The sequence below is a fragment of the Streptomyces sp. N35 genome (genome assembly GCF_016464295.1).
GTDB lineage: Bacteria > Actinomycetota > Actinomycetes > Streptomycetales > Streptomycetaceae > Streptomyces.
Genome location: NZ_JAEIMH010000040.1, coordinates 56,430 through 80,189 on the forward strand (window position 1 = coordinate 56,430; position 23,760 = coordinate 80,189).

Annotated in this window: 23 protein-coding genes, 1 tRNA gene and 1 pseudogene; 6 read left to right on the forward strand and 19 right to left on the reverse strand. The window is 71.5% G+C overall.

Translation table 11 applies throughout. The features are described from left to right. Nucleotides 1–34: 34 nt before the first annotated feature. Together JAO81_RS22285 and JAO81_RS22290 are read right to left on the reverse strand one after the other, a co-directional pair. Nucleotides 35–1,432: a hypothetical protein gene (locus JAO81_RS22285; protein WP_199549675.1), complete on the reverse strand. Its 1,398-nt coding sequence runs from the start codon at nt 1,430–1,432 to the stop codon at nt 35–37. A gap of 148 nt (nt 1,433–1,580) precedes the next feature. Further along, nucleotides 1,581–2,096: a SigE family RNA polymerase sigma factor gene (locus JAO81_RS22290; RefSeq protein ID WP_199549676.1), complete on the reverse strand. Its 516-nt coding sequence runs from the start codon at nt 2,094–2,096 to the stop codon at nt 1,581–1,583. A gap of 243 nt (nt 2,097–2,339) precedes the next feature. Between JAO81_RS22290 and JAO81_RS22295 the strand changes: the two genes are divergently transcribed. Together JAO81_RS22295 and JAO81_RS22300 are read left to right on the forward strand one after the other, a co-directional pair. Continuing rightward, nucleotides 2,340–2,413 (forward strand) — tRNA-Thr (locus tag JAO81_RS22295). A gap of 160 nt (nt 2,414–2,573) precedes the next feature. Further along, nucleotides 2,574–3,125 carry a pyridoxamine 5'-phosphate oxidase family protein gene (locus JAO81_RS22300; RefSeq protein WP_199549677.1) on the forward strand — a complete coding sequence of 184 codons (552 nt, stop codon included), beginning with the start codon at nt 2,574–2,576 and terminating at the stop codon, nt 3,123–3,125. A 75-nt stretch (nt 3,126–3,200) separates the two neighbouring features. Here JAO81_RS22300 and JAO81_RS22305 read toward each other — a convergent pair whose 3' ends face one another. Further along, nucleotides 3,201–4,709, reverse strand: coding sequence for an Ig-like domain-containing protein (locus JAO81_RS22305; protein ID WP_199549678.1), 1,509 nt, complete (start codon nt 4,707–4,709; stop codon nt 3,201–3,203). A gap of 348 nt (nt 4,710–5,057) precedes the next feature. On the opposite strand from JAO81_RS22305, the gene JAO81_RS22310 reads away from it, so the two are divergent. Continuing rightward, nucleotides 5,058–5,774, forward strand: coding sequence for a L,D-transpeptidase (locus JAO81_RS22310; RefSeq protein WP_307813555.1), 717 nt, complete (start codon nt 5,058–5,060; stop codon nt 5,772–5,774). Between the two features lie 32 nt (nt 5,775–5,806). Here JAO81_RS22310 and JAO81_RS22315 read toward each other — a convergent pair whose 3' ends face one another. The 8 genes from JAO81_RS22315 to JAO81_RS22350 form a co-directional block, all read right to left on the reverse strand. Continuing rightward, the gene (locus JAO81_RS22315) at nt 5,807–6,292 is read right to left on the reverse strand and encodes an ATP-binding protein (RefSeq protein ID WP_199549679.1); all 486 of its coding nucleotides are present in this window, start codon (nt 6,290–6,292) and stop codon (nt 5,807–5,809) included. Next, on the reverse strand, nt 6,289–6,702 hold the full coding sequence (locus JAO81_RS22320) for an STAS domain-containing protein (protein WP_199549680.1): 414 nt from the start codon (nt 6,700–6,702) through the stop codon (nt 6,289–6,291). The genes JAO81_RS22315 and JAO81_RS22320 overlap by 4 nt, the downstream gene beginning before the upstream one ends. Continuing rightward, nucleotides 6,699–7,790 carry a B12-binding domain-containing protein gene (locus JAO81_RS22325; protein WP_199549681.1) on the reverse strand — a complete coding sequence of 364 codons (1,092 nt, stop codon included), beginning with the start codon at nt 7,788–7,790 and terminating at the stop codon, nt 6,699–6,701. The genes JAO81_RS22320 and JAO81_RS22325 overlap by 4 nt, the downstream gene beginning before the upstream one ends. Then, nucleotides 7,787–9,568, reverse strand: a complete 1,782-nt coding sequence (locus tag JAO81_RS42650) for a PP2C family protein-serine/threonine phosphatase (RefSeq protein WP_374194329.1) — start codon at nt 9,566–9,568, stop codon at nt 7,787–7,789. Before JAO81_RS42650 ends, JAO81_RS22325 begins: the two co-directional genes overlap by 4 nt. A gap of 223 nt (nt 9,569–9,791) precedes the next feature. After that, a complete protein-coding gene (locus JAO81_RS22335) occupies nt 9,792–10,205 on the reverse strand; it encodes an ATP-binding protein (protein WP_199549682.1) in 414 nt (137 codons plus the stop codon). After that, nucleotides 10,202–10,564, reverse strand: a complete 363-nt coding sequence (locus JAO81_RS22340) for an STAS domain-containing protein (RefSeq protein WP_199549683.1) — start codon at nt 10,562–10,564, stop codon at nt 10,202–10,204. Before JAO81_RS22340 ends, JAO81_RS22335 begins: the two co-directional genes overlap by 4 nt. Nucleotides 10,565–10,729: 165 nt before the next feature. Next, on the reverse strand, nt 10,730–11,590 hold the full coding sequence (locus JAO81_RS22345; protein ID WP_199549684.1) for a SigB/SigF/SigG family RNA polymerase sigma factor: 861 nt from the start codon (nt 11,588–11,590) through the stop codon (nt 10,730–10,732). A 129-nt stretch (nt 11,591–11,719) separates the two neighbouring features. Next, nucleotides 11,720–12,094, reverse strand: a complete 375-nt coding sequence (locus JAO81_RS22350; protein ID WP_199549685.1) for a hypothetical protein — start codon at nt 12,092–12,094, stop codon at nt 11,720–11,722. A gap of 206 nt (nt 12,095–12,300) precedes the next feature. On the opposite strand from JAO81_RS22350, the gene JAO81_RS22355 reads away from it, so the two are divergent. Together JAO81_RS22355 and JAO81_RS22360 are read left to right on the forward strand one after the other, a co-directional pair. Then, nucleotides 12,301–12,651, forward strand: a complete 351-nt coding sequence (locus JAO81_RS22355; RefSeq protein ID WP_199549686.1) for a PRC-barrel domain containing protein — start codon at nt 12,301–12,303, stop codon at nt 12,649–12,651. Further along, complete coding sequence (locus JAO81_RS22360; protein ID WP_374194330.1) at nt 12,648–13,232, forward strand: DUF6817 domain-containing protein; 585 nt, start codon at nt 12,648–12,650, stop codon at nt 13,230–13,232. The genes JAO81_RS22355 and JAO81_RS22360 overlap by 4 nt, the downstream gene beginning before the upstream one ends. Before the next feature lie 50 nt (nt 13,233–13,282). Here JAO81_RS22360 and JAO81_RS22365 read toward each other — a convergent pair whose 3' ends face one another. Beyond that, complete coding sequence (locus tag JAO81_RS22365) at nt 13,283–14,722, reverse strand: MFS transporter (protein ID WP_199549687.1); 1,440 nt, start codon at nt 14,720–14,722, stop codon at nt 13,283–13,285. 169 nt (nt 14,723–14,891) lie between these two features. On the opposite strand from JAO81_RS22365, the gene JAO81_RS22370 reads away from it, so the two are divergent. Beyond that, entirely contained in the window at nt 14,892–15,539 is a 648-nt protein-coding gene (locus JAO81_RS22370; RefSeq protein WP_199549688.1) for a TetR/AcrR family transcriptional regulator, read from the forward strand. Nucleotides 15,540–15,591: 52 nt separating this feature from the next. Here JAO81_RS22370 and JAO81_RS22375 read toward each other — a convergent pair whose 3' ends face one another. The 7 genes and pseudogenes from JAO81_RS22375 to JAO81_RS42655 all read right to left on the reverse strand — a co-directional run. Then, nucleotides 15,592–17,049: an MFS transporter gene (locus JAO81_RS22375; RefSeq protein WP_233415739.1), complete on the reverse strand. Its 1,458-nt coding sequence runs from the start codon at nt 17,047–17,049 to the stop codon at nt 15,592–15,594. A 116-nt stretch (nt 17,050–17,165) separates the two neighbouring features. Beyond that, nucleotides 17,166–17,786, reverse strand: a complete 621-nt coding sequence (locus JAO81_RS22380) for a LysE family transporter (RefSeq protein WP_199549689.1) — start codon at nt 17,784–17,786, stop codon at nt 17,166–17,168. Nucleotides 17,787–17,954: 168 nt separating this feature from the next. Continuing rightward, nucleotides 17,955–18,884: an RNA polymerase sigma-70 factor gene (locus JAO81_RS22385; protein ID WP_199549690.1), complete on the reverse strand. Its 930-nt coding sequence runs from the start codon at nt 18,882–18,884 to the stop codon at nt 17,955–17,957. 42 nt (nt 18,885–18,926) lie between these two features. Further along, nucleotides 18,927–20,105 carry an NAD(P)/FAD-dependent oxidoreductase gene (locus tag JAO81_RS22390; protein ID WP_199549691.1) on the reverse strand — a complete coding sequence of 393 codons (1,179 nt, stop codon included), beginning with the start codon at nt 20,103–20,105 and terminating at the stop codon, nt 18,927–18,929. A 104-nt stretch (nt 20,106–20,209) separates the two neighbouring features. Beyond that, nucleotides 20,210–21,742, reverse strand: a complete 1,533-nt coding sequence (locus JAO81_RS22395; protein WP_199549692.1) for an alpha/beta hydrolase — start codon at nt 21,740–21,742, stop codon at nt 20,210–20,212. Between the two features lie 83 nt (nt 21,743–21,825). Beyond that, on the reverse strand, nt 21,826–23,031 hold the full coding sequence (locus JAO81_RS22400) for a DNA polymerase III subunit delta' (RefSeq protein WP_199549693.1): 1,206 nt from the start codon (nt 23,029–23,031) through the stop codon (nt 21,826–21,828). 117 nt (nt 23,032–23,148) lie between these two features. Then, nucleotides 23,149–23,760, reverse strand: a pseudogene (locus JAO81_RS42655) (dTMP kinase); the annotation flags it as partial.

Below are 23,760 nucleotides of genomic sequence, written 5' to 3' on the forward strand. Positions count from 1 at the left end.
TCGCTCGGTGGCCTGTCACGCGGACGCCAACTGATCACTGGCCCGCGATCTCGGCCCACTTGGCGCTGGCGGCAAGGGACTTGAGCTGCTCCTTGCTCAGGGCCGGGGTCTCACGGGACGGGGCGTCGTGCTGCGTACCGGAGTTGAAGGCGCTGACGACGACGCGCAGTCCGTCCTGACGCAACGTGTCCGCTGTCCACATCACGGCGCCGTCGACACCCTTGTCGCCACCGCTCTCACGCCAGCTGAAGACGGTGCCGTCGGGCAGCTCCTCGGCCCCGTTGAACAGCTCGCCACGGACGTCGTCCATGTTCGGCTGCACATTGATCTGTACGAGGCTCGCGCCCTTGCCGTCGTCGACCACGACATAGGCGAACCCGCCGTCGCCGCCCTGCGCGGTGACCTTCACACCCTGGGGAAGGAGCCCGATCAGCGTGGAGCGGATCGCCTGCTGCTCGGGCGAGGCGGGCGCCTCGTTCCCCCCGGATCCGCCCTTGCCGGAGTCGCCCTTGCCGGGGTCACCCTTGCCGGGATCGACCTTGCCGGGATCGCTCTTGGCCGGGTCATCACTGCCGGAGTTCTTCGGCTGCTGCTTCACCGGGGCGCCGAAGACCGGGTCCCACTTGTCGGAGGTGACGATCGCCTTCAACTGAGCCGCGGTCAGCGGTGGTTGGGGACGGGTGACGGGCGCGCCCTTTTCGGCGGCGGAGTTGTACTCACCCGCGTCGATGACATGGCCCTCGGGAGTGGCCAGGACGGCCTGCCAGTACTTCGTGCCGCCCTTCTCGCTCCCGTGCGTGTCGTACCCCTGGAAGATCATCAGCCGCGAACCGTCCGACAGCTTGTCGACCTCGCAAGTGTCGTACGCGACAAGGGCCCTGTCCGGGCAGGTGGTCATGTCCTCGGCCACCGACCGCTCCCCTTCGCCGAGCCGCGTGAACGCGATCCGGATCGCGGCCGCCCCCTTGCCGTCGTCGAAGGTGACCCCGGCATTCGGATTCGCCCGCTCGTCGTCGGTCCCGTGCCCGTACCCGGCGCTGACCTCCCCCTCGGGCAGCAGCGACGTGAGCGTGGCGATCAACTCCTTGGCGCCGACGTGGCCACCGGAGGCCTTCGTGCCGTCCTTGCCCTCACTGACCTTCTCGCCCTTGTCGGCCGCGGCGCCCTCCCCGCCCCTCGCGGTGCCGGCGCTCTCCGTGCTCCCCGCCGGAGCCGCGGACTCCATGCCCTGCCCGCCGAGCCCCGGCAGGACCACGGCACTCGTGACGGCGATGGCCGCGATCGCCGCCGCCCCGCCGAACACGGTGGCACGCCGCCTGCGCACCAGGCGCCGGCCGCGTACGTGCCCGGCCTCGACCAGCGCCCGCGGATCCGTGCTGAACTCCTCGCCGGTACGCCGCAGCGCCTCGCCGAACTCATCCTCGTACGACATACGTGACCAAATCCCCTCAACTCGACATGGCGCCGCCGCGCAGCCGCGTGGCATGACCGTCCCTCTGATCCCTCGCCGACCGATCCCCCTCACCGGCCGGCCCACTCCTCTACCGCGCGCCGTGATCCCCATCGCGCGGCACGCTTCCTCACCGCCCGGCGTACTCCCCGATGCCCCCGCCGAGCAGCTCCCGCAGCCGTGCGAGCGCCCGTGTGGAACGGGTGCGCACCGCCGCCGAGCTGACATGCATCACATCCGCGGTCTCCTCGATGGACCGGTCCTCCCAGTACCGCAGGACCACCACGGCCCGGTCCTTGGCGGACAGCCGCTGCAGGGCGTCCAGCAGCGTCAGCCGCAGAACGGCGTCCGCCTCCGGCCGCCCCGGACCGTCCGGTAGCACGGCCGCCGGCTGCTCGCCGCTGCTGCGCCGGCGGGCGTGCGCGAGATAGCTGCGTACGAGAACGGTCTGGGCATAGCCCGCCGGATTCCCGATCCGTGCGACCCGCCCCCAGACCAGGTACATCCGCCCGAGGGTCTCCTGTACGAGATCCTCGGCGAGATGCGTGTCCCCGCCGGTCAGCAGACAGGCCGACCGATACAGCTGGCGCGATCTCGCCCCCGCGAACTCCAGATACGCCTGCTCCGACTCCCCCGACCGCCGCATGCCCTCCCCGTCCGCCGCGCTGTTCCCCTACCTATGTGATGCGGCGGGCCCCGGAAATGTTTCACGCCGTCCGCCACAGCTGTCCGACGCCGGCCGTCCCCCCGCGATGGTCCTCCGGCACCGCCCGTCCGGCACCGGTCCGACGCTGGTCGAGGGCACTCGGATTAACCCTGTAGACTTGGCGTCGCTGCTGATGCGAACCTCTTCCCGCGGGGAGAGGTTCTTCCACGCATCACCCGCGGCGCCGCCTTAGCTCAGATGGCCAGAGCAACGCACTCGTAATGCGTAGGTCTCGGGTTCGAATCCCGAAGGCGGCTCGGATCAGCCCCAGGACTCACTCGCCGTGACCTGGGGCTTTTTCATGTCCGGGGGACGGCGACGGCCCCAAGGGCGATTCCTGCCGCATGTGCGGAGCAACCTCGCCGCCGCTCATCAATGACGACACAGGGTGTCGGGTTTACGGCCGACGATGGACGTATGCGCGAAACCCCTGAAGAACTCGACAGGCTCCAGGCCCTCCTCGACTCCTCCCTCTCCGGCTCGACCGCACATCTCCGCTCGATCGTCGAGGGCCGCACCATCGCGGCGGCGCAGCTCACCGGGGTCCTCACCGGCATGTGCACGCTCGCCCTCTCCACGGTGACCGCAAAGGGCGAACCGCGGATCAGCGGCGCCGACGGGCACTTCCTGCACGGCCGGTGGCACTTCGGCACGGCGCGCAACGCCGCCAAGGCCCGTCATCTCGCGGCCCGTCCGGCCGCCAGCGTCGCGCACATGCGCGGCGAGGACCTCGGTGTGTTCACCCACGGCACGGTGGAGGAGATGAACCCCGAGGACGCCGAGACCACGGCCGACTGGCAGGAACTCCTCGCCTACTTGAAGGACTTCTACGGCGACGACGACTTCGATTGGAACCGCGAGGTCGTCTACTACCGGCTGAACCCGCACTGGATGACCGTCTACGCCCCCGACCTCGACAGACTCACCCAGACGTCTCCCGACAACAAGCCGACAGCTCGTCATGCGTAGGTACGGCGACGGGGCGGCAAGGCGGAGGCCCCATCCGGTTCCGGATGGGGCCTCGTGCGCTGGACAGGGTCCGGCTTACTTCTTCCCGTACTTCGGCGGGCAGTAGGTCCGGGCCACCTTCGACGGCTTGGACGTCACGCCGTCCTTGGTGATCGTCGCGGTCAGCTCGGTGCACGGCGGGAGCGGCTTGCCGGGCGGGCAGGACCACTTGCCGTCGGCACCCACGGTCGTCGTGCAGACGACGTTGCCGTTCTGGTCGCGCACGGTCACCTTGCCGGGGGACTTACTGGTCCCCGTGGGCGGGGAGGGCTTGGTGATGACCGGCGGCTGCGGCGGGCTGATGCAGGGCTGGCCGGCGTTGAACGTGATCGTCTCCGGCTCGGAGGTGACACCGCCCTTCTCCTGCGTCGCCGTCAGCTCGTTGGGGCCGCAGGGCAGCGGCTTGCTCGGGGTGCAGGACCAGCTGCCGTCCGCCTGCACGGTCGCGGTGCAGATGGTGTTGCCGTTCTTGTCCTTCACCGTGACGGTCGCGCCGGGCTCGCCCGTGCCCTTGATCGGCCCGTCGCCCGGAGCGCTGGAGCCGTCGGCCGGGCCGGTGATGGCCGGGGGCGCCAGCTCCTTCCACTGGATCTTTACGGTGCCGTTGGTGCCGTTCGCCATGTTGGCGCCGCCCGCACCGCCGCCACCCTGGGTGGTGGTACCGGTCACGCCGGCGCTCGTGTTGACATAGCCGGAGCCGCCGCCACCACCGCCGTCGCCGAAGAGGGTGCCGGCCGGGGAGCAGGCGCCGCCGCCGCCACCGAACCAGCCGCCGCCACCGCCGCCACCTGCGTCGGGGGCAGCGGTGCCACCGCGCGTGTGACCGCCGTTGCCGCCCTGCAGCGCCGCACCGGCAGCGGGCGCGTCGACACAGAGAGGGTTGGAGCCGGTTCCTCCGGCGCCGCCGGCGCTCTGGGTACCAGGCCCACCCACCGCGGGCAGAGTCGCGGCGACGCCTGTCGTGCCACCGCCGTTGGTTCCTGCGACTCCGGCCTGGCCACTGCCGCCCGGTGCGCCACCGCCACCACCGGCGATTGCCAGCTGCGTGCTGCCGAGGGCGATCCCGCTGCGGCCGCCACCTCCGCCACCCGCACGCAACGAATTGCCGCCGTGGCCGCCGCCACCGAAGCCGCCTTCGCGGGCGTTGCTCCCGTCGGCCCCGGACTTGCCTCCGCCGCCCACCGTCACGGTGAGCTGCTGACCGGGCTCGGCCGGGATGACCGCCTTGGTGGTACCGCCGACCCCGCCGTTCTGGTTGCCACCAGTGGCCGGGCCCTCGAAGGTACCGCCACCGCCGGCGCCCTTCAGGTCGGCCGAGATCTCGATGACCTTGGCCGGAACGGTGAAGCTCTGGTCGGCGCCGGTGAACGTGAACTCCTGGCACCCCGTGTACGGAGCGGTGGGAGTACAAGCGGCCCGGCCGCGGGCCAGGTCGGTCTGTCCCGGCGCGGCCTGAACCGCCAGTGCCGACTGCCCGCCGGCCGCCAGGGCAGCCGCGGTGGTGATCGCCACCAGCACGGATCTGCGTGGCAACAACATGCGCATCTGTCAGCGTCTCCTGCGGATCGCAGGGAGGGGGGTTCGGCTGCCCCGCGGTATACCGCTCGGGGCACCTCGGTCCAACGCTGATCCCTCGCGCGCGGACCGGGTCGGATGCGGTGCCGTCGGGAGGGGCCCTTCGAGTGAGACAACAACCCGGTAGGCCCTGCCCCCGGGGCACCGGCGCGCCCCGTCCGGCCTACCCCTGCAGACGGTGCCACCTCGCGAGCGGAGGAGCCCAAACGAGAGGGACCGCCCCACACGTTCGGTGCGCCACCCCATCGGATGATCACACCGCAGTCTGTGATGGGCCGGTACCCGACCCGACGCCACCGCCCCCACTGGAGCCGCACCGTGTCCGTGTCCCACCCGGCAGCACTTCGCCCTTCGTTGTGGGCACCGCTCGCCCTCACCGTCGCCGGCGGCGCACTCGCCACGGTCCTCGGCTCCGCACCGGCCCAGGCCGCCGAGGCGCCCCAGCGGTGTGTCGTGGATGTGGCGGGCCCGTACCAGAAGGAGGTCGAGCGCCTGCTGAGGCTGCGTGTCGACGGGCACCAGTCCTCGGCGGACTGCGCTGCGATCCAGGCGCTGCAGCGGCGCGAGGGCATCACTCCGGCCAACGGCTACGCGAGCGCCACGACCCGTCATATGGCCGTGGTGGCGCAGGCCCGCAAGAAGCCCGGTGCCGGCTCCCGCTGCCCGGTCCGCAAGCGCCGGGTGGCCTGCGTGGATCTGACGCGTCAGCTCATGTGGGTGCAGAAGGGACGGAAGATCACGTACGGGGTGGTGCCGGTCCGCACCGGACGCCCGGGCAAGGAGACGCGGCGCGGCTGGCATCAGGTCTTCCGCAAGAAGAAGAACGAGATCTCCACCCTGTACGACAACACCCCGATGCCGTACTCCCAGTACTTCTCCGGGGGCCAGGCGCTGCACGGCTCGTACAGCAATCTCTTCTCCGGGCCGGGCTCGGCGGGCTGCATCAATCTGCGGCCGAAGGACGCGGCGCGGCTGTGGAGGGGGCTCGGCGTCCGGGATTACGTCTACGTCTTCGGGCGCAAACCTCTGCGGTGAGTATCGCGTTCGCCGAGTGGACCCGGCGTGGATCAGTGGAGCGGTACGTGGGCGGTGATGGTCTTGCCGCGGCCGTCGGCCCGCAGGTGGATGGCCGTGCGGGTGGTGACGCGTCGGACCAGTGCCCAGCCGAAGCCGCCCGGCTCGGCCGCGCTGCGCTCAGGGGAGAGCGGGAGTGTGCAGTTCGCGTCGCCCACGGCGATCACGACGTGGCCGTCCTCGGCCCAGATCCGCACCGAGGTGAGTCCGCCGCCGTGCCGGCGCGCGTTGGACAGCAGTTCCGAGCAGACCAGTTGGGCGTCGGTCAGGCGCTCCTGTGCCACGTCGGCCATCCCCAAGGAGGCGGCGTGCTCGAGCATCACCGTCCGCACCAGGTGACGGGCCTGCGCACCCGAGGGGAGGTCGGCCCCGTACGGCCCGGCACCCTCCCCGTGGTCCGATTCCGCTACCGATTCCGCCGTCGGCCATGCCGTTGCGTCGGGAGTCTCCCCGTGGTCGCGGTGGTCGGCGGGGGTCAAGAGGCCGGTCCGTGCCCGGAGTTGCCGGCGTACGAGGGCGCGGGTGTGTCCGCGGACCCGGTGGGTGCCGCGGCTCCGTCGTCGGACGACTCGGTCAAGTACTCGAGCGTTCCGGTGATCTCCAGAAGTCTTTGCAGGGCGGCTTTGCGGTGAGCGAGCCGCAGCTCGACACCCGCCGCCTGCAGTCCGCGCCGGAGCATCAGGAGTACGGAGAGCCCCATCGAGTCGACATGGTCGAGCTCGGCGCAGTCCACACACAGCGTGCGGACGCCGGGATGGTCGGCCAGCGCCCCGGACGCCCACCGGCTGAAGTCCTCGCCGGTGTCGAAGTCCAGCGCACCGACGACCCGCACGGTCAGCACCGGCTCGTGCCAGGAGACGGTCACCTCGAGGTCGGCCCGGCCGCTCATGCCGCCCGCCCGGGCGGGGGCACCACGAGGGCATGTCGTGCGGCCGTCAGGATGCCGACCGCGCGAGGGAAGTCGCCCAACTGGTGGCGCAGCGAGTCCAGGGCGGGGAGCAGGCACTGCGGCGGCACACCGCGGGCCGAGAGGATGCCGGCGGTCCAGGTGACGAACGTCGTGAACAGGTCGGCGTCGTCGACGTAGAGCGCCGTGGCCAGGAAGCCGACGATGTGGTCGAGGTCCTCCGCGGTCCGCTCGCGCCGGCGCTCGTCGTACGAGCGCATGGCGGCGAATCCGTGCTCCACGTCCGCGAGCGCCTGCTTGACGAGGTGTGTCCTCGTCCGGCGCACCATCGTGTACTCCTGGTCCTTCAGATGCGGAAGGTCCAGGTCGGGCAGGTGGGCCGCTTCGGGGCGCGGCCGCCGCAGCCCCTTGGCGAGCAGGTCGGCGGCTGCCGCGGCGTCGCCGGCCCACTGCGCCTTCAGCAGACGCGCGTACCGGCCGCCGGGCCCGAAGGCCGCTCCTCCCGCGACCACCGGGACTCCTATGGCCAGGCAGGCGCTGATCGCCGAGTGGGCGGTCGGCAGATGGCTGGGCAGGGAGGAGGACAACAGCACCGTTTCGGCACCGCTCTCATGGAGGTGGGCCACGAGGTGGTCGGTGGGGACCTGTGCGCCCAGGTAATCGACGCGCCACCCGCGCAACCGCAGCACCTCGGCGACCAGACGGGCGGGCAGCGCGTGCCATTCGCCGTCCACGCACGCCACGACGGCCCGGCCGCGGGCCGGTGCGGGCAGCGCGTCCGCCGCGTCGTCGACGAGGGCGGCCACGCACCGCTCGTTGATGGCGGTGGCCGCGTGCTCCTGGGCGACCGTGAGCTCGTTCGCGGCCCAGGCCCGTCCGACGCGCGCCTGGGCCGGCGCGATCAGTCCGAGCAGCACGTGCTCCACCGCCGCGCATACGTCACCGTCGAAAGCGGAGACCGCGGTACGCACCGTGGTGACCGCATGCGTCTCGTCGCAGTGGATCAGCGCGTCCCACAACCGGTCGCCCGCTTCGGCGAGGCCGACCGTCTCCCTGCTGATGGTGGTCATGCCGTGAACCTGCCCCTGGTGTGCCCGTCCACCGCCGTGAGGTGGGCGTTCCTCGGCGCCGCGACTGCCAGCAGCGCCATGTCGTCGTGCCGCCCGTCACCTACCCATTGGGAGGCGAGCATCTGCACCCGTTCCGTGACGGCTTCCGCCGGAAGTCCGGCGCATTCGGCGAGCGCCTGGCTCAGCCGCCGTTCGCCGAACATGGTGTCGCCGAGCGGACCTCCGCGGGCTTCCGCGATGCCGTCCGTGTACAGCAGACACGTCTCTCCCGGCGCCAGTTCGACCGACGCCGTCCTGACGCTGATTTTCGGCAGGGCGCCGATCAGCGTTCCCTTCGTGTCGGCCGCCTCGACGCTGCCGTCCGTACGGACGATCAGCGGCGCAGGGTGGCCGGCGCTGGTCACCCGCAGCCGCACCAGTCTGCCGTCGCGCCGCGCGGAGACCAGGGCGAGTGTGGCGAAGCGGGTGTGGTGGGAGGACAGGAGGGCGTTGTTGAGCAGCGTCAGGAGCCGCTCGTGGTCCGCCGCGAACGGGAGCAGCGCCTCCACGGTGTTACGGATCTTGCCCGTCAGGACCGCGGCCTCCAGGCCCTTGCCCGCGACGTCGCCCAGGACGGCGAAGGTCTCCGCCGCGTCGTCGTGTCCCGGATCCCGGCTGTCCTGTCCTGGATCCCGGCCGTTCTGTCCCGGATCCCGGCTGTCCTGTCCTGGATCCCAGCCGTCCTGTCCTGGACCCCGGCCACCCTGCCCCGGATACCCGGCTCCCTGCGCGGGATAGACGTCGTAGAAGTCCCCGCCGATCCGCTCGCTCGCCGTCGCGGCGCGGTAGCGGCCGGAGAAGTCGATGCCCTGGACCCGTTCGATCTCGGGCGGCAGCAGGTCCCGCATCAGCACGCCGGTGATGCGGGTCTGTTCCGCGTGGACGCGCGCGGCCGACAGGGCCGCCCCGGCCCGCGCCGCGAACAGCCGGGCGAACGCCTCCTCGGCCTCGGTGAACGCGGCCTGCCGGGAACGCCGCAGCAACACCACGGCCCCGGCCGGCAGTCCGTGCCCGGGCAACGGCACCACCGCCACGGAACCGATCCGGTCGCCGGCGCCGCCGAACCCCTCGGGGACGACCCATGCCGGAACCTGGAGCGGGTCGATCCAGCGGGAGGGCACGGGCGGGTAGCCGAGGAGCGCCTCGGGCAGGCCGGGCATCTCCTCCGGGTTCACCGCGATCCGCTCCTGCAGGGCCTCTCCCCCGGTGACGCACCACGTCACCGCGCGACTGCGTCCGCTGCTGACGCCCACGATGGCGACGGCGTCGGCCAGGTGCCGCGCCGCCAGACGGGCGGTGACCTCCATGCACCGGTCCACGTTCAGGGACGCGAGCAGTTCGCCCGAGACCTCCTGGAGCAGCCGCGACCGCTGACGTTCGGAGTCCAACTGCGTTCGCAGGGAGGTCACTTCGCCGTCGTCGGCCAGCCACCAGAGCAACGCCCCCTCCGCCGTACGGCCGGGGAAGGCGTCCACACCGCGGTCACCGATCCGACCGCGCGCCGGCTGCGGGAACGCCTCGCCGCCCGGGGCCGCGCGGTCTTCGTGGGCGCGCGCGAGCCAGTCCGGTGCGACATCGGCGAACCGGACACCTGGGCGTGCGGCGGGCAGCAGCACGCCCGCCCCGTCGCGGACGGACTCCACGATGCCGGCAGCGTCTATGGCGATCGACGGATGGCGTGCGGCCGTGCGCGGCTGCGGCACGTCACTGGCGTATGCCGGTTCCGGGAAGGAGACCATGGTCCGGGCGCCGCGACCGCGACTCCCACCGCCCTTTCTCGTACGAGAATGATGCCTTCCAACGTACGCGCCCGCCGGGAAGCGCACCCACCCTCCTCCGGGTTCACGTGCTTCGCCCCCGCACGACCAGCGCGGACGCGGCTCACGAAAACCCCTCGTTCACCCACGAGTTGGAGCCTTCGCAAGGACGCGCGACGGTCATCGGACCCGTCACCCGCACCCGTCACCCGGTGGATGCGGACGGCGAGAAGCAGGCCGTGACGTCCTTGCCCTTGGGACACGGGTACGCGGACCAGGTGTCGGCGAGCGCGTCGACCAGCAGCAGGCCCCGGCCGCCGAGCGCGTCGGCGCCCGGCTCGCGGGCCTCGGGCGGGAGCGGGGACGCGTCGTGCACGGTCACATGCAGACACTCCGCGTCCCAGGCGAGCACGAGTTGGGCGGCGCTGTGCGCGTGCACATGCGCGTTGGTGACGAGCTCGGACACGGCGAGCAGCACGTCGTCGGCCGTCTCCGGGTCGGTACGCCACCACCCGAGGTCGTCCAGGCGCTCGCGGGTCCAGTCGCGTGCCGCCTTCACCCCGGAGCCGATGGGAATGGACCGTGCCCACCCCACCGCCTTGATGGACCCGTCGCTCATGGCAGTTCCTCTCCGCCGGCCACCGCGTGCACGGCGTCCTCGACCCTCTCGAACATCTCCAAGTACCCGTCGGTCCCGGTGACTTCGAACAGCCGCAAAGCCGCCGGCGGCACCGCGACAAGCAGCACCCTGCGGCGGCGGGCCACGAGCAGCACATGGTTGAGCAAGGAGGAGTCGCAGAACGTCAACGCCTCCATGTCGAAGGCGATCGGGCCGTCGTGTTCCCGCGCGGCATGGGCCGTGGCCTCCGCGACGTCGTTGACGTTCTCGTGGTCGAAGTCTCCCTTGAGCTCGATCACCCACAGCGGGCCGCAGGCATAGGACGCCCCGACACCCAGCCAGTGATCACTGAGGTCCACTCCACTCTCCTTCGATCACCGTCACGTCTCCTTCGACAACCGTCACAACCCGGTTCCCAGCAGGGCGCGCCTCATGCCTCGTTCACCGCCCCGCGGGAAGTGCGCGGGCGCAAGCGAGGGGCCGCGGAGGGCATACGCGCCTCCGCGGCCCCTCGGCCGGGCGGGTCAGGTGGTGGCGAGCAGTTCCTTGCGGAGCCGCTTCATGATGCGGTTGGGCAGCCGGGACACATGCATCTGCGGGCAGCCGAGGGCCTCGCCGATCTCCTGCTGGGTGCGCTCCTCCACGAAGCGGAGGTGGATGATCGTGCGATCGCGCTCGTCGAGTCCGACGATCAGCGGGGCCAGCGTGTGGAAGTCCTCGATGCGTTCATAGGCGTCCTCCTCGGCACCGATGAAGGCGGAGAGCGGGGACTCGGTGTCGTCGTTCTGACCGGCCAGGGAGGCGTCGAGCGAGGACGCGTTGTATCCGTTGGCCGCCATCTGCACCTGCGCCACCTCGGCCGGCTCCAGCTGCATCAGCTCGGCCAGCTCCTGCACGGAGGGTGTGCGGCCCAGGCGGGTCTGCAGCTCCTCGGTGGCCTTCGACAGCTCGATCCGCGCCTCCTGCAGCCGGCGCGGCACGTGCACCGCCCACGTCGTGTCACGGAAGAAACGCTTGATCTCGCCGGTGATGTACGGCACCGCGAAGGAGGTGAACTCCACCTCGCGGCTCAGGTCGAAGCGGTCGATGGCCTTGATCAGACCGATCGTGCCGACCTGGACGATGTCCTCCATCTCCTGCGGTCCGCGGTGCTTGAACCGCGAGGCGGCGTACTGGACCAGGGAGAGGTTCATCTCGATCAGCACGTTGCGTACGTACTGGTGCTCCCGGGTGCCCTCTTCGAGGCTGTGCAGCCTGTCGAAGAACGCCTTGGAGAGCTCGCGCGCGTCCTTCGGTGCCACGGACGCGGGGTCCACGACAGGAAGATCGGCCAGCTCCTGGGGCGCGATCTCTCGCACGGGTGCTGAAACCGTGTGGGTGGGCATGTCCTTCCCCTCCGCTTGTGGGTCAACTGCCGCTTGCTTTCTGCTGCCGCCGGATTCAGTTGCCCCAGTCCATCGTTCTCACACATGTTCTGGCGGAACCGTGCGCATGGATGACGCGAATTGCTCGGATCAGATACGGCCACCGGTGAGGCGGGTGAACGGTCCGTGGGCGGCGCGCTCCGAGCGGCGGCCGACCGCGAAGGCTGTCGCGGCCACGGTGGCGACCCCCACCGTCCCTGCCGTGGTGATCAGCTTGCGTGCGCGGACAGCGGTCCACGCGGTCGCCGCGAGGGTGGTCGCCTGACTCATCACAGGCGCCGCCTTCGCCTGGACGCTGCCGAGGGCCGAGCCCACCTTGGTGGCCCCGGAGGCCGTGGACTCGGCCGCTGTCCGCTTCGCTGTGCGAGCGGTCGTCCCGGCCGTGCCCGTGGTCGTCTTGGCGGCACCCGCGCTCGTCTTGGCGGTGCCTGCGGTCGTCTCGTCCTTCTGCCGTGTGTTCGCCATGGCCTTCGAATAGCCGCCTCACGCCTCGGCAAACAATCAACCGCAAGACGCCACGCCCGACAGCACGGGTCCACACCGTCAACTCAGGTGCTTACAGGGCCACTTGGCCCTCAGATATACGTTTCGTCAGCGCTCGCCGGGACATCAGTTGTGCCATCCGAGCCATCGGCGCGTACCGCCCCCGTACGCGCCGGAGAGGAAGTGCCATGACGGACAGCCCGCTTCTCCCCCCTCCCGGGAACGCGCCCTTCGCGCCCGCCGACGTGATCGGCTTCGATGTGCAGGCCGGTGACGGGTCCGCAGGCGAGGTCGACCCGTACTCCGAGGAAGTCGCGCCGGACCATCTGGTCGTCAACACGGGCGGGACCCTGTTCAACAAGAAGGTGCTGCTGCCCTGTTGGGCCGTGCGCGACATCGACCGGATCGCCGGTGTCCTGCACGTCCCCCAGGAACGGGACCTGATCAGAGACGCTCCGCCCTTCGACCGGGACCTGCGCGTCACGGACCCCGGCTACCGGGCCCGCATCGACGCGCACTACGGCCGTGGTACGGCGTGACCGCGGATCCGCACTCCGTTCGTTCCGGTACTGAGGATCCCGGACTCCGGCCCGCGCTGCGCCTGCTGCGCCGGTGCGGCGCCGAGACCCTGGAGCACCCCGGCGGGACGCTGCTCGCCCATCTGCTGCGCGTACGGCAGCGGCTCGCCGAGTGGGGTGCGCGGCCCGCGCTGCAACTGGCCGGTCTGTGCCATGCGTTCTACGGGACCGACGGGTTCGCCTCGGCGTTGCTGCCCCTGGAGCGGCGCCGGGACCTGGCGTCCGCGATCGGCGGCGAGGCCGAGGAGCTCGTGTACTTCTACGCGGCGTGCGACCGGAAGGTCACGTATCGCGGACTCGGCGCCTACCGGGACCGGTTCACGGGCGGGACCCGTGCCCCCGCACCCCAGGAGCAGCGGGACTTCGCGGAGCTCACCGCGGCGAACGAGCTGGACCTCGCCGTCCTCGACGAGGACTTCCGGCGCCGTCACGGGGACGGTCTTCTGGAGCTGTTCACCAGGATGCGCCCCGCCCTGAGCCCCGCCGCGTGGCAGTCCTGCGTCGACGTGCTCGGGAGCGAAGGGCGCACGGAAGGGGCGTGACGGCCATACGGAAATGCCTGACGGCCGTACGGAAAGCGCCTGGTGGACCCTCAGTGCCCCACCCCCTCCGCAGCCCGGCGCGGCAGCAGACGCAGGGCCGGCAGGCAGGCGGCCGTGATCGCGAGGACCACGATCAGACTGACCGTCATGGCGTGCGCCGAGCCGTCGCCGAGGAAGTGGAAGTAGACCGTGGTGACGGTGGCGGAGCCGATGCCGTTGGCGAGCTGCTGGATCGCCGTGAGCGAGCCCGACGCGCTGCCGGCCTCGTCCGGGTCGATGTCGCCGAGGGCGATGTCGAAGATCGTGCCGAAGCAGGCGCCCATGCCGAGGCCGGTCAGGAAGACCGCGGGGGCCAGGGCCCAGAGGCTGACGGACAGGCCCGAGGCCAGGACGAGAGCGAGCAGCCAGCCCGCGCCCGCCATCGTCAGGAGCATGCCGATGAGGACCAGGGTGCGGCCGAGCTTCGAGGCCAGGGCCATGCCCGCGAAGGCCGCGACGATGATGCCGAGCGTCAGGGGCAGCATCCCGAGCGCGGTGTCGCCCGGATCCGCGTGCAGGGCCTGCTGCATGAAGAGCGAGATCACATAGGTGAGGCCGCTGGTCACCGCGAAGTAGAGCAGGCCGACGAAGAGGCCCGAGGTGAAGCCCTTGTTCTTGAGCAGCGTGGGCTTGATCAGGGGGTTGGCGGCGGTGCGCTGACGGTGGGCGAACAGCGCGAGGAAGACCGCACCGACGGCGAGTGAGCCGAGCGACAGCGCGCTCCAGCCGTATGTGGAGCCTTCGATCAGACCGAACATCAAGCCGAACATGGTGACGGCGAGCAGGCCCGCGCCCCGTCCGTCGACGGACGTGCTGTGGTCGCCGTTGTCCTTCGGCAGCAGCCGGGTGGCGGCGAAGAGGCCGACGACGCCCAGCACCAGGTTGATCAGGAACACCGGGCGCCAGGACAGGCCGCCGAAGTCGGCGTCGATCACGAAGCCGGCCAGGACCGGGCCGCCTACGGAGGCGAGGCCGAGCAGCGGACCGAAGAGCTGGAAGGCCTTGCGCAGCATGTCGCGCGGGAAAGTCCTGGTCAGGATCGCCATGCCCTGCGGAATCATCAGCGCGCCGAACGCGCCCTGCACGGAACGGGCCACGACGAGCACCGCGGGGTCGGGCGAAAGCCCCGCGACGGCGGAGGCCACGGTGAAGCCGGTCATGCCGATCAGGAAGAGCCGGCGCTGGCCGTACTTGTCGCCGAGCCGCCCGCCGACCACGAGCAGCACGCCCATCGCCAGGGCGTAGGCGGAGCCGAGCCACTTGATCAGGGATTCGCCGCCGCCGATGTCGTTGACGATCGTCGGCGCCGCGATGTTGGTGACGGTCGCGTCGATCATGTCGAGCGCATCGGCGAGCAGGACCAGGCCGAGGATCAGCCAGAGGGCGGTACGGGAGAGGGAGGCCGCCGTCCGGGGCGGCTCGAGAGATGGGGTTTCGGTCACGGCGGACATGGCAGGGCTCCTTTGCGCGGATGGACCGGGATGGTGCGGCGCAGGGGCGGGGCCCGGAGTCGGGCGGCGCGGTGGCCACGTATCCAGAAAAACACAGTCGCTACGAAACCGCAATCGCTACAGTTTTAGATCGGATACGAGAATGTGGTCGCTCCGCTAAGCTGGACGTATGGCGGAGACAGCAGCGAAGAAGCAGCCGGCGGCACAGAAAGGTCCGGCAGCACAGAAGGGCCCGGCGGCGCCGAAGGAGCCCGGGCGCCGCGAGCGCAAGAAGGCGGCGACGCGCAAGGCGCTGTCCGATGCCGCGCTCGAGCTGTTTCTGGAGCGGGGCTTCGACAAGGTGACCGTCGCGCAGATCGCCGAGCGCGCCGACACCGCGGTGACCACGCTGTTCGCGCACTTCCCCGGCGGGAAGGAGGCGCTGATCCTCGGCGACGGCAGCGAGCGCGCGGCCTCGCTGACGGCGGCGGTCCGCGAGCGCGGCGCGGGCGAGTCGGTGCTCGATGCGCTGGAGGGGTTCTTCGCCGGACGCGGGATCTTCTCGGAGGATCAGGACCACGCGTATCGCAAGCAGGTCGAGTTCGTGACGAGCACCCCCAAATTGCGCGCCTACGCACGGCAGTTGTGGGTCTCGTGCGAGGAGCCGCTGGCGAAGGTCATGGCCGAGGAGGCAGGACGGCCCGAGGGCGATCTCTCCCTGCGCGTGCTCGCCCGCTTCGTCCTGGAGATCCCCGACCTGGCCTCACTCGAACCTCACCCGCGCCGCGCGCTCGAAGCGGTCTTCGAGCATCTGCGGCGCGGGTGGCCCGACGTATAGCGGGTGGCTCGACGTATAGACGTATGGCGGGCGGCCCGGCGTACAGCGGTTCTCAGCGCGCCCTGCGTTCACGCAGGAACAGTGCGGCGAGCACCGAACCGGCCAGCACCAGCAGCGAGTTGACGAGGATCGCGAAGGTCACTCCGTCGAGCACCGCCGCCGAGCCGCTCGCCCCGCCCATCCGCGCGGTGGCAAGAGCGCTCATCACCGGGATGCCGAGGGTGATGCCGACCTGCTGGGTCATCGTGGCCAGCCCGGTGGCCAGGCCCTGCTCCTCGTCCGGCAGTCCCGAGGTGGCGGTGACCATGAAGCCGACGATCACCAGCATGTTGCCGACGCCGCCCACGAACGTGGCCGCGAGCAGCAGCCAGATCCAGCCGCCCGAGGCGCCGAGCGCGACCAGCGCCGCGGTCGCGACCGCCTGGACGATGCCGCCGACGACGATCGTGCGCCGGTTGCCGTGGCGGCCCACGAAACGGCCGCCGAGCGTGCCGCCGATGACGGTGCCGACGCCGAGGACGCCGAAGGCGAGGCCGGTGGACAGGGCGGAGTAGCCGAGGACTTCCTGCAGATACAGCGTGAGCAGGAAGACCAGCGAGGTCTCGGTGACAAACGCGATCAGGCCCGCGGTGTTGCCCCAGATCACGGAGCGGCGCTTGAGGACGGAGACGGGGACCAGGGGCGCCGCGGCCCGCTTCTCGACGAACCAGAACCCGACGAGCAGGGCGAGCCCCGCACCGAGCGCGAGCAGGGTGGCGGGCCGGGTCCAGCCGGTCTCGCCCGCCTGCGTCAATCCGTAGACGAGAGCGAGCAGTCCACCGGTGACGGCGATCGCGCCGGGTACGTCGAGGCGCGGGCGCCCGGCCGCGGGGGTCCCCCCTGCTCGGGGAAGGGGCTCGGTGATCACGGAGGGGGCGAGGACCAGGACGAGCAGGGCGACGGGAACGTTGACGAAGAACGCCCAGCGCCAGGAGAGCAGTTCGGTGAGCAGCCCGCCGAGGATCGCGCCGGCGGTGAAGCCGGCCGACATCAGGGCGCCGTTCAGCCCCAACGCCCTTGCCCTGAGCGGCCCTTCCTTGAAGGCAGTGGTGAGCAGCGAGAGCGCGGCCGGGGTGACGGCGGCGGTCGCGAGGCCTTGCAGGACGCGGGCGATCAGGAGCACCTCGGGTGAGGTGGCGAAGCCGCCGAGCGCGGAGGAGGCCCCGAGCAGGGCCATCCCGCCGAGGAAGAGCCGCTTGCGGCCGAAGAGATCCGCGATCCGCCCGAAGAGCAGGGTGAAGCCGGCGGCGGCGAGCGCGAACGAGGTGGCGATCCACTGCAGGTGCCCCAGCGAGAAGCCGAGCCCCTCGCCGACTACGGGCAGCGCGACATTCAGGATCGAGAAGTCCACGGCGATCATGAACTGAGCGCCGAGCAGCAGCGTGAGGACGAGCTTCTGCCGTCCGGTCATACGGAGTTGGGGCAAGGTCCCCGGCGCGGTGGCCGGGGACTCGGTGGTGGTGGCGGACATGGCGAGCAACCCCCTAAACGGTTCGGTCGTTCCGTTAAGCGATACCGGAACCGTAGCAGGGGATGGCTCGCTAATGGAACCTCAGAACCTTTTACGTGAGGGTGTGCGCGAAGGGCTCAGGCCACCACCCCCACCGCCAGCCCCGCGATCAGCACACTCGACGCCACCGCCGTCACCAGCCGCCCCCGCCGTCCGGTGAGCAGCCGGCCGAGCAGCGCTCCCCCGCCCGCGAGCAGCAGTTGCCAGCTGGCGGAGGCGAGGAACGCGGCGAGCACGAAGACGGTCTGCTCGGCGGCCCCGGTAGGTGATGCGGAGCCCGTACCGAGGACGAGCGCGGTGAAGTAGATGACGGTCACCGGGTTGAGGAGCGTGACGCCGAGGAGGGTCAAGTAGGCGCGGAACGCGGTGAGTTCGCGCACGTCGCGGCCGGTCGAGGCGGCGCCCCGGTACTGGCGGACGGCGGTGACGGAGCCCCGCAGGGCCAAAGCGAGCAGCACGGCGGCCGAGGTCCAGCGCAGCGGAGTGGTCACCGAGGCGAGCAGCGGGGCGAGTGCGGTGCCGCCGAGTGCGGCGATCAGGGCGTAGAGACCGTCGGCGCTCGCGACGCCCAGCGCGGCCGAGGCTCCGGTGCGCAGGGAGGTGCGGGCGGTGAGGGCGACGAGATAGGTCGCGACCGCGCCGACCGGAATGGCGATGCCATAACCGGCGAGCAGCCCGGCGACCAGGGCCGCCGTCACGCGAGCGACAGAGCGGGCCTCCAAGGACGGCCGGGCTGCTGCTGCGCGCGCACCGGGAGGGTGGAGGCGGTCTTGGGGCATCCCCTGGACGCAGTGCTTGGGGAAGACAGGGCAGCGTGAAGGGTTGTCATGCGGGGATGGTGGCCGCGGCCCGGCGCGAGGGGCAACTCAATTTCCGAGGGCCCCCGGCCGCTGTACGCCACCGAGCTTGTCGGGGTTGACCTGGAAACGCAGGTCATGGAGCAGTCCGTCGGACGACACCTCGTACGACAGCGTGCCGATGGTGGCGCCGTCCATGCCGAACAGCAGACCCAGCTCGCCGTTGATGACGGTCGGTGTCACGGTCATCGCCGCGTAGTCCGGCTTCGCGAGGACACCGAGCACCCAGCGGGCGACCGCATCCGCACCGTGCAGCGGGCGGCGGGCCGCGGTGACCTTGCCGCCGCCGTCCGACCAGCAGGTGACGTCGGGGGCGAGCAGCGCCATCATCCCGGTCAGATCCCCGCCGGAAGCGGCCTCCAGGAACAGCCGGGTGGCCCGTTCGCGCTCGGCGCCGTCCGCCTCGTAACGCGGCCTGCGGGCCTGGACGTGGGAGCGGGCGCGGTGGGCGGTCTGGCGTACGGACTGCTCGGACCTGCCGAGGACTTCGGCGATCTCGGCGTGCGAGTAGCCGAACACCTCGCGCAGCACGAACACCGCGCGCTCGACGGGCCCGAGGGTCTCGAGGACCACCAGCATCGCCATGGAGACGGACTCGGCCATCTCGGCCTCCTCGGCGACATCGGGGGTGGTCAGGAGCGGCTCCGGCAGCCAGGGCCCCACATAGGTCTCGCGGGTCGCGCGGGCCGAAGTCAGTCTGTTCAGACAGAGGTTGGTGACGGTGCGGACGAGATACGCGCGGGCGTTGCCCACATCGGAGCGGTCCGTCTTCGACCAGCTCAGCCAGGTGTCCTGGAGGACGTCCTCGGCGTCGGCGACGCTGCCGAGCATCCGGTAGGCGGTGGCGAAGAGCAGGCGGCGGTGTGCCAGGAACGGCTCGGAGGACGGGTCGGAGGACGGGTCGGGCAACGGGCCGGCGGTGGCGCGATCGTCCGTCATCGCGCCACCTTGGCAGCCAACCAGTCCTTCCCTCAAGACAGTTCACGCCTTCGTCGACCGGCCGCCCTGCGGCCAGAGGGCCGCACCGGCGAGCTTCTTGGTGAGCTTGTACGTCTGCACCGGGCTTGCGCTGACCGTCTCCTTGTAGAACACGGCGCTGCGGCCCTTGAGATACATCCGCCGCGGCGTCTCGTCGGGCCGGGTGAACTGGATGACAGCATCGCGCCGGCCGAGGCTGACGGGCTGGTGGATGTAGCCGAAGCGGAACGGCTTCACCGCCCGGCCGCGCAGCCGCCGCGCGATCGCGTCCGCGGTGTACGCGGCCGTCGGGATCCCCGACTGGCAGGTGCCGTGCAGGGTGCCCCAGGCCTGCTCGACGCGGGCCGCGTCCCCGATCGCGTGGATCTCGGGGTGCGAAACGGAGCGCAGCGCCTCGTCGACCAGGATCCGCCCGGCCGCGTCGACGGCGATCCCCGACTCGGCGGCCAGCCGCGGCACACGGACGCCGGCGGTCCACAACGACACATCGGAGGCGAGGAGTTCACCGTCGCCGAGCTCGACCGCGGCGGGCAGCACCTTCGCGACGGTCACACCCGAGCGGACGGTGACGCCGAGCCGGCCGAGGGCGGCCAGCAGATACGCCTGCGCCTTGGCGCCCATCATCGCACCGGGCACCTCACGACTGAGCAGCGTGACGTTCACCCCCGGGTGCCCCTCGGCGATCTCGGCCGCGGCCTCGACGCCGGTGAGCCCGCCGCCGCTGACCGTCACCGAGCCGCCCCGCTCCGCGAGCCGGGCCAGCTCCTGGGACACCCGGCGGGCGGTGCGCGGGTCGTTGAGGGTGTACGCGTGCTCGGCGGCGCCCGGCACCAGGCTCGTGTCGGTCGAGCTGCCGAGGGCGTAGACGAGGGTGTCGTACGCGAGGGGCCGCTCGGTCCCGGACACCTGGACCTCACGGGCTTCGGCGTCGAGCGCGGTGGCCCAGCCTTCGACGAACCCGATGCCGGTGCCGTCGAGCAGCTCGGTGATCCGGAAGTCGGCCAGCTCCTGCCCGGCGGCGATCTGGTGCATCCGCAGCCGCTCGGTGAACCGGGGTGAGGGGTTGACCAGGGTGATCCGTACGCCCGGAGTGCGGCGGGTACGGCGGGCGAGCCGGAACGCGGTCATCATGCCGGTGTAGCCGGCGCCGAGGACGACGATGCGGTGCGTGGTGGTGTTCATGGCGGGCTCCTTGGCGGTCTCTTCCGCTTGCGGTGTCGCCCATGGGACAGACGACACCGCGCGGATGTGACAGGAGCCCGGATGTGACCTGTGTCACGCGACCGTCAGCAGCGCTTTCCGTCCTCCGGGACCTTGCCCTCCAGGAGGTAGCGGTTGATCGCCGTGTCGATGCAGTCGCTGCCGCGCCCGTACGCCGTGTGCCCGTCGCCGTCGTACGTGAGCAGCGTGCCGGTCGCCAGCTGGTCCGCCAGGGACTCGGCCCACTTGTACGGGGTGGCCGGGTCGCGGGTCGTACCGACGACGAGAAGCGGGGCGGCGCCCTTCGCCTCGATGCGGTGGGCCGAACCGGTGGGCTTCTCCGGCCAGTACGCGCAGGTCAGACCGGCCCAGGCGAGGCCTTCCCCGAAGACGGGTGAGGCTTTCCTGAAGTCGGGGGCCGCCTTCTCGACCTGGTCGGGAGAGGTGAACGCGGCAGGCAGGTCGAGGCAGTTGACGGCCGCGTTGGCGAACATGATGTTGCCGTACTTGCCGTCGGGCGCCCGCTCGTAGTAGCTGTCGGAGAGCAGCAGCAGACCCGAGCCGTCCTTGTCCTTCATCGCGGAGGTGAGGCCGTCGCGCAGCTGGGGCCAGGCGCCCTCGTCGTACATCGCGGCGATCACGCCGGTCGTCGCGAGGGACTCGCCCAGCTCGCGGTCACCGGCCGGGATCGGCTTCGCGTCCAACTCCTTGAAGAACGCGGAGAGTCGACGGCTCGCGTCCTCGGGGCTCGTGGTGCCGAGCGGGCAGTCGCTCTCCTTGACGCAGTCCTTGGCGAAGGACTGGAAGGCGGTCTCGAAACCGGCGGTCTGGTCGAGGTTCATCTGCCCGGCGGGCAGGGACGGGTCCATCGCGCCGTCGAGCACCAGACGGCCGGTCTTCCCGGGAAAGAGCTCGGCGTAGGTCGAGCCCAGGAAGGTGCCGTAGGACGCGCCGACGTAGTGCAGCTTCCCGTCACCGAGGACCTCGCGCAGGAGGTCCATGTCGCGGGCGGCGTCGACGGTGGAGACATGGGGCAGGATCTGGGCCGAGCGCTTCTCGCAGGCCCGCGAGAACTCCTTGTACGCGGCGACCAGTTGATCCTGCTCACGGGTGTCGTCCGGAGTGACGTCCGTCTGCGTGTACGCGTCCATCTCCTTGTCGCCGAGGCACTCGACGGGTTCACTGCGGGCCACGCCGCGCGGGTCGACGGCCACCATGTCGTAGCGGGCGCGGACCGGGGCCGGGTAGGCGAGGGCGGCGTACGCCTGGAGGTACTCGATCGCGGAGCCGCCGGGCCCGCCCGGGTTGACCAGGAGCGAGCCGATGCGCTTTCCGGGGCCCGTGGCCTTCTTGCGCGAGACGGCCAGCTTGATCTCGCCGCCGTCCGGCTTCATGTAGTCGAGGGGTGCCTTCATGGTCGAGCACTCGAAGCCGGGGACGCCGCACTCGCGCCACTTCAACTGCTGCGCGGAGTACGCCTCGAGGGCGTCCTGGGCCGAGGAGTCGAGGGAGGACTGGGCCGAGGGATCCGGTGAACTCCCCCCGGAACAGCCGGAGATGAGCAGCCCCGCCGCAAGGAGTGCGGCGGCGGTACGGGCGAGGGGGGCGTTGGTGCGCATCCACCGAGGGTAACCGTGCGATCGCTGTACGCAGTCGGACGGCCTCGTACGAGTGAAGCGGGGCCTCGGCGGTCGACTCGTGCTCAGCCCGCCCGCAGCGCCATCGTCATCGCCTCCACCGCGAGCAGCGGTGCCACATTGCGCTCCAGGGCCTCGCGGCAGGCCGAGATCGCCTCGATCCGGCGCAGGGTCGCCTCCGGTGAGGAGGAGCGGGCCAGGCGCTCCAGATGGTCGCGCTGGTCGACGTTGGAGAGGGCCACCTGGGAGCCCAACTGCAGGGCGAGCACGTCCCGGTAGAAGCCCGTGAGGTCGGTGAGCGCGAGGTCCAGGGTGTCGCGCTGCGTCCGCGTACGCCGGCGCTTCTGCCGGTCCTCCAGATCCTTCATCACACCCGCGGTGCCGCGCGGCATCCGCCCGCCCTGGCCGCCGCCGAGCGCCGTCTTGAGGTCCTCGGTCTCCTTGGTGTCGACTTCCTCGGCGAGCTGCTTGGCGTCCTCACCGGCCGAATCGATCAGCTCCTGGGCGGCCTTGAGACAGCCGCCGATATCGTCGACCCGCAGCGGCAGCTTGAGCACGGCGGCCCGCCGCTCACGCGCCCGCGGATCGGTCGCGAGCCGGCGCGCCCGGCCGATGTGCCCCTGGGTGGCCTGGGCGACGGCGGCCGCGACGGGCGGCTCGATGCCGTCACGCCGGACGAGGATGTCGGCGACGGCGGACACCGGCGGGGTGCGCAGGGTGAGGTGGCGGCAGCGGGAGCGGATCGTGGGCAGCACGTCTTCGAGCGAGGGCGCGCACAGCAGCCAGACCGTGCGCGGAGCGGGCTCCTCGACGGCCTTGAGCAGCACATTGCCGGCGCCTTCGGTGAGCCGGTCGGCGTCCTCAAGGACGATGACCTGCCAGCGGCCGCCGGCCGGGGACATCTGGGCACGCCGGACGAGGTCGCGGGTCTCCTTGACGCCGATGCTCAGCAGATCGGTGCGGACCACCTCCACATCCGCGTGCGTACCGACCAGGGCCGTGTGGCAGCCGTCGCAGAACCCGCAGCCCGGTGTGCCGCCGAGCGCGCGGTCCGGGCTCACGCACTGCAGCGCCGCGCCGAAGGCCCGCGCCGCGGTGGAGCGTCCCGAGCCGGGCGGTCCGGTGAAGAGCCACGCGTGCGTCATCTTCGAGCTCGACGGCAGCTCGGTCCTGGCGGCCGCCGCCGTCACATACGCGTCGGCATCCCCCCCGGCAGCCCCCCGCTGCGCGGTGACCCGGTCCTGACCCACCAGGTCGTCCCATACGGGCATGGGGTGCCGCCCTTCTGTTCATGCCGGGTCCGTGTACTGCTCATGCCGGGGCCGTGTACTGCGGTGCCCGAGCCCTGCCCGTCCATTGTGGGGCAGGGGACTGACAGTCCGGTCAGGTCAGCGCCGCCGACCCCGCCCGCCTTCGTCGTCATCGTGATCGCCGAGCAACTCGTCCGCGAGCGACGGCAGATCGTCGAGCGGGGTCTCCTCGGCCCAGTCCGAGCGCGGGCGGCGCCGCGGCGTGCCCGTCTCGTCGACCTGCGGGAGCTCCCGCGTACGGTCCTCGCCGCCGCCGGCCGGCCGCTCGTCGCGGAACAGGCCCGGCGGGACCCGGTCGGCCGGGCCCTCGGCCCGTGCGTCGCGGGGCGCGGGCGCGTCCTCACGTACCGGAGGAAGCACCGCGGTCTCATCGGCCGCACCGGGCTTCGGCAGCACGGCGGTCTCCTCGGCCGGGCTCACCGCGGGCGCCTTCGCCCGCTCCGCGGGGGGCGGGTGCTCCCGTACGGGCGGGAGGGCAGCCGGCTCATCGGCAGGCGGGGGCGGCGGCGACTGCGAAGGCGACTGCACGGGCGCGGGCGCGGGGATCGGCGTGGAGACCGTGGTCTCCTCCGTGCCCTTCACGATCGGCGTCGGCACGGTGGTCTCGGCGTCGGGCATGGCCGCCGCGGCCCCCGCCCCCCCGGCCGCGGGGGGCGGGGGCCCCGGCCCCCCCCCCCCCCCCGGCGCCTC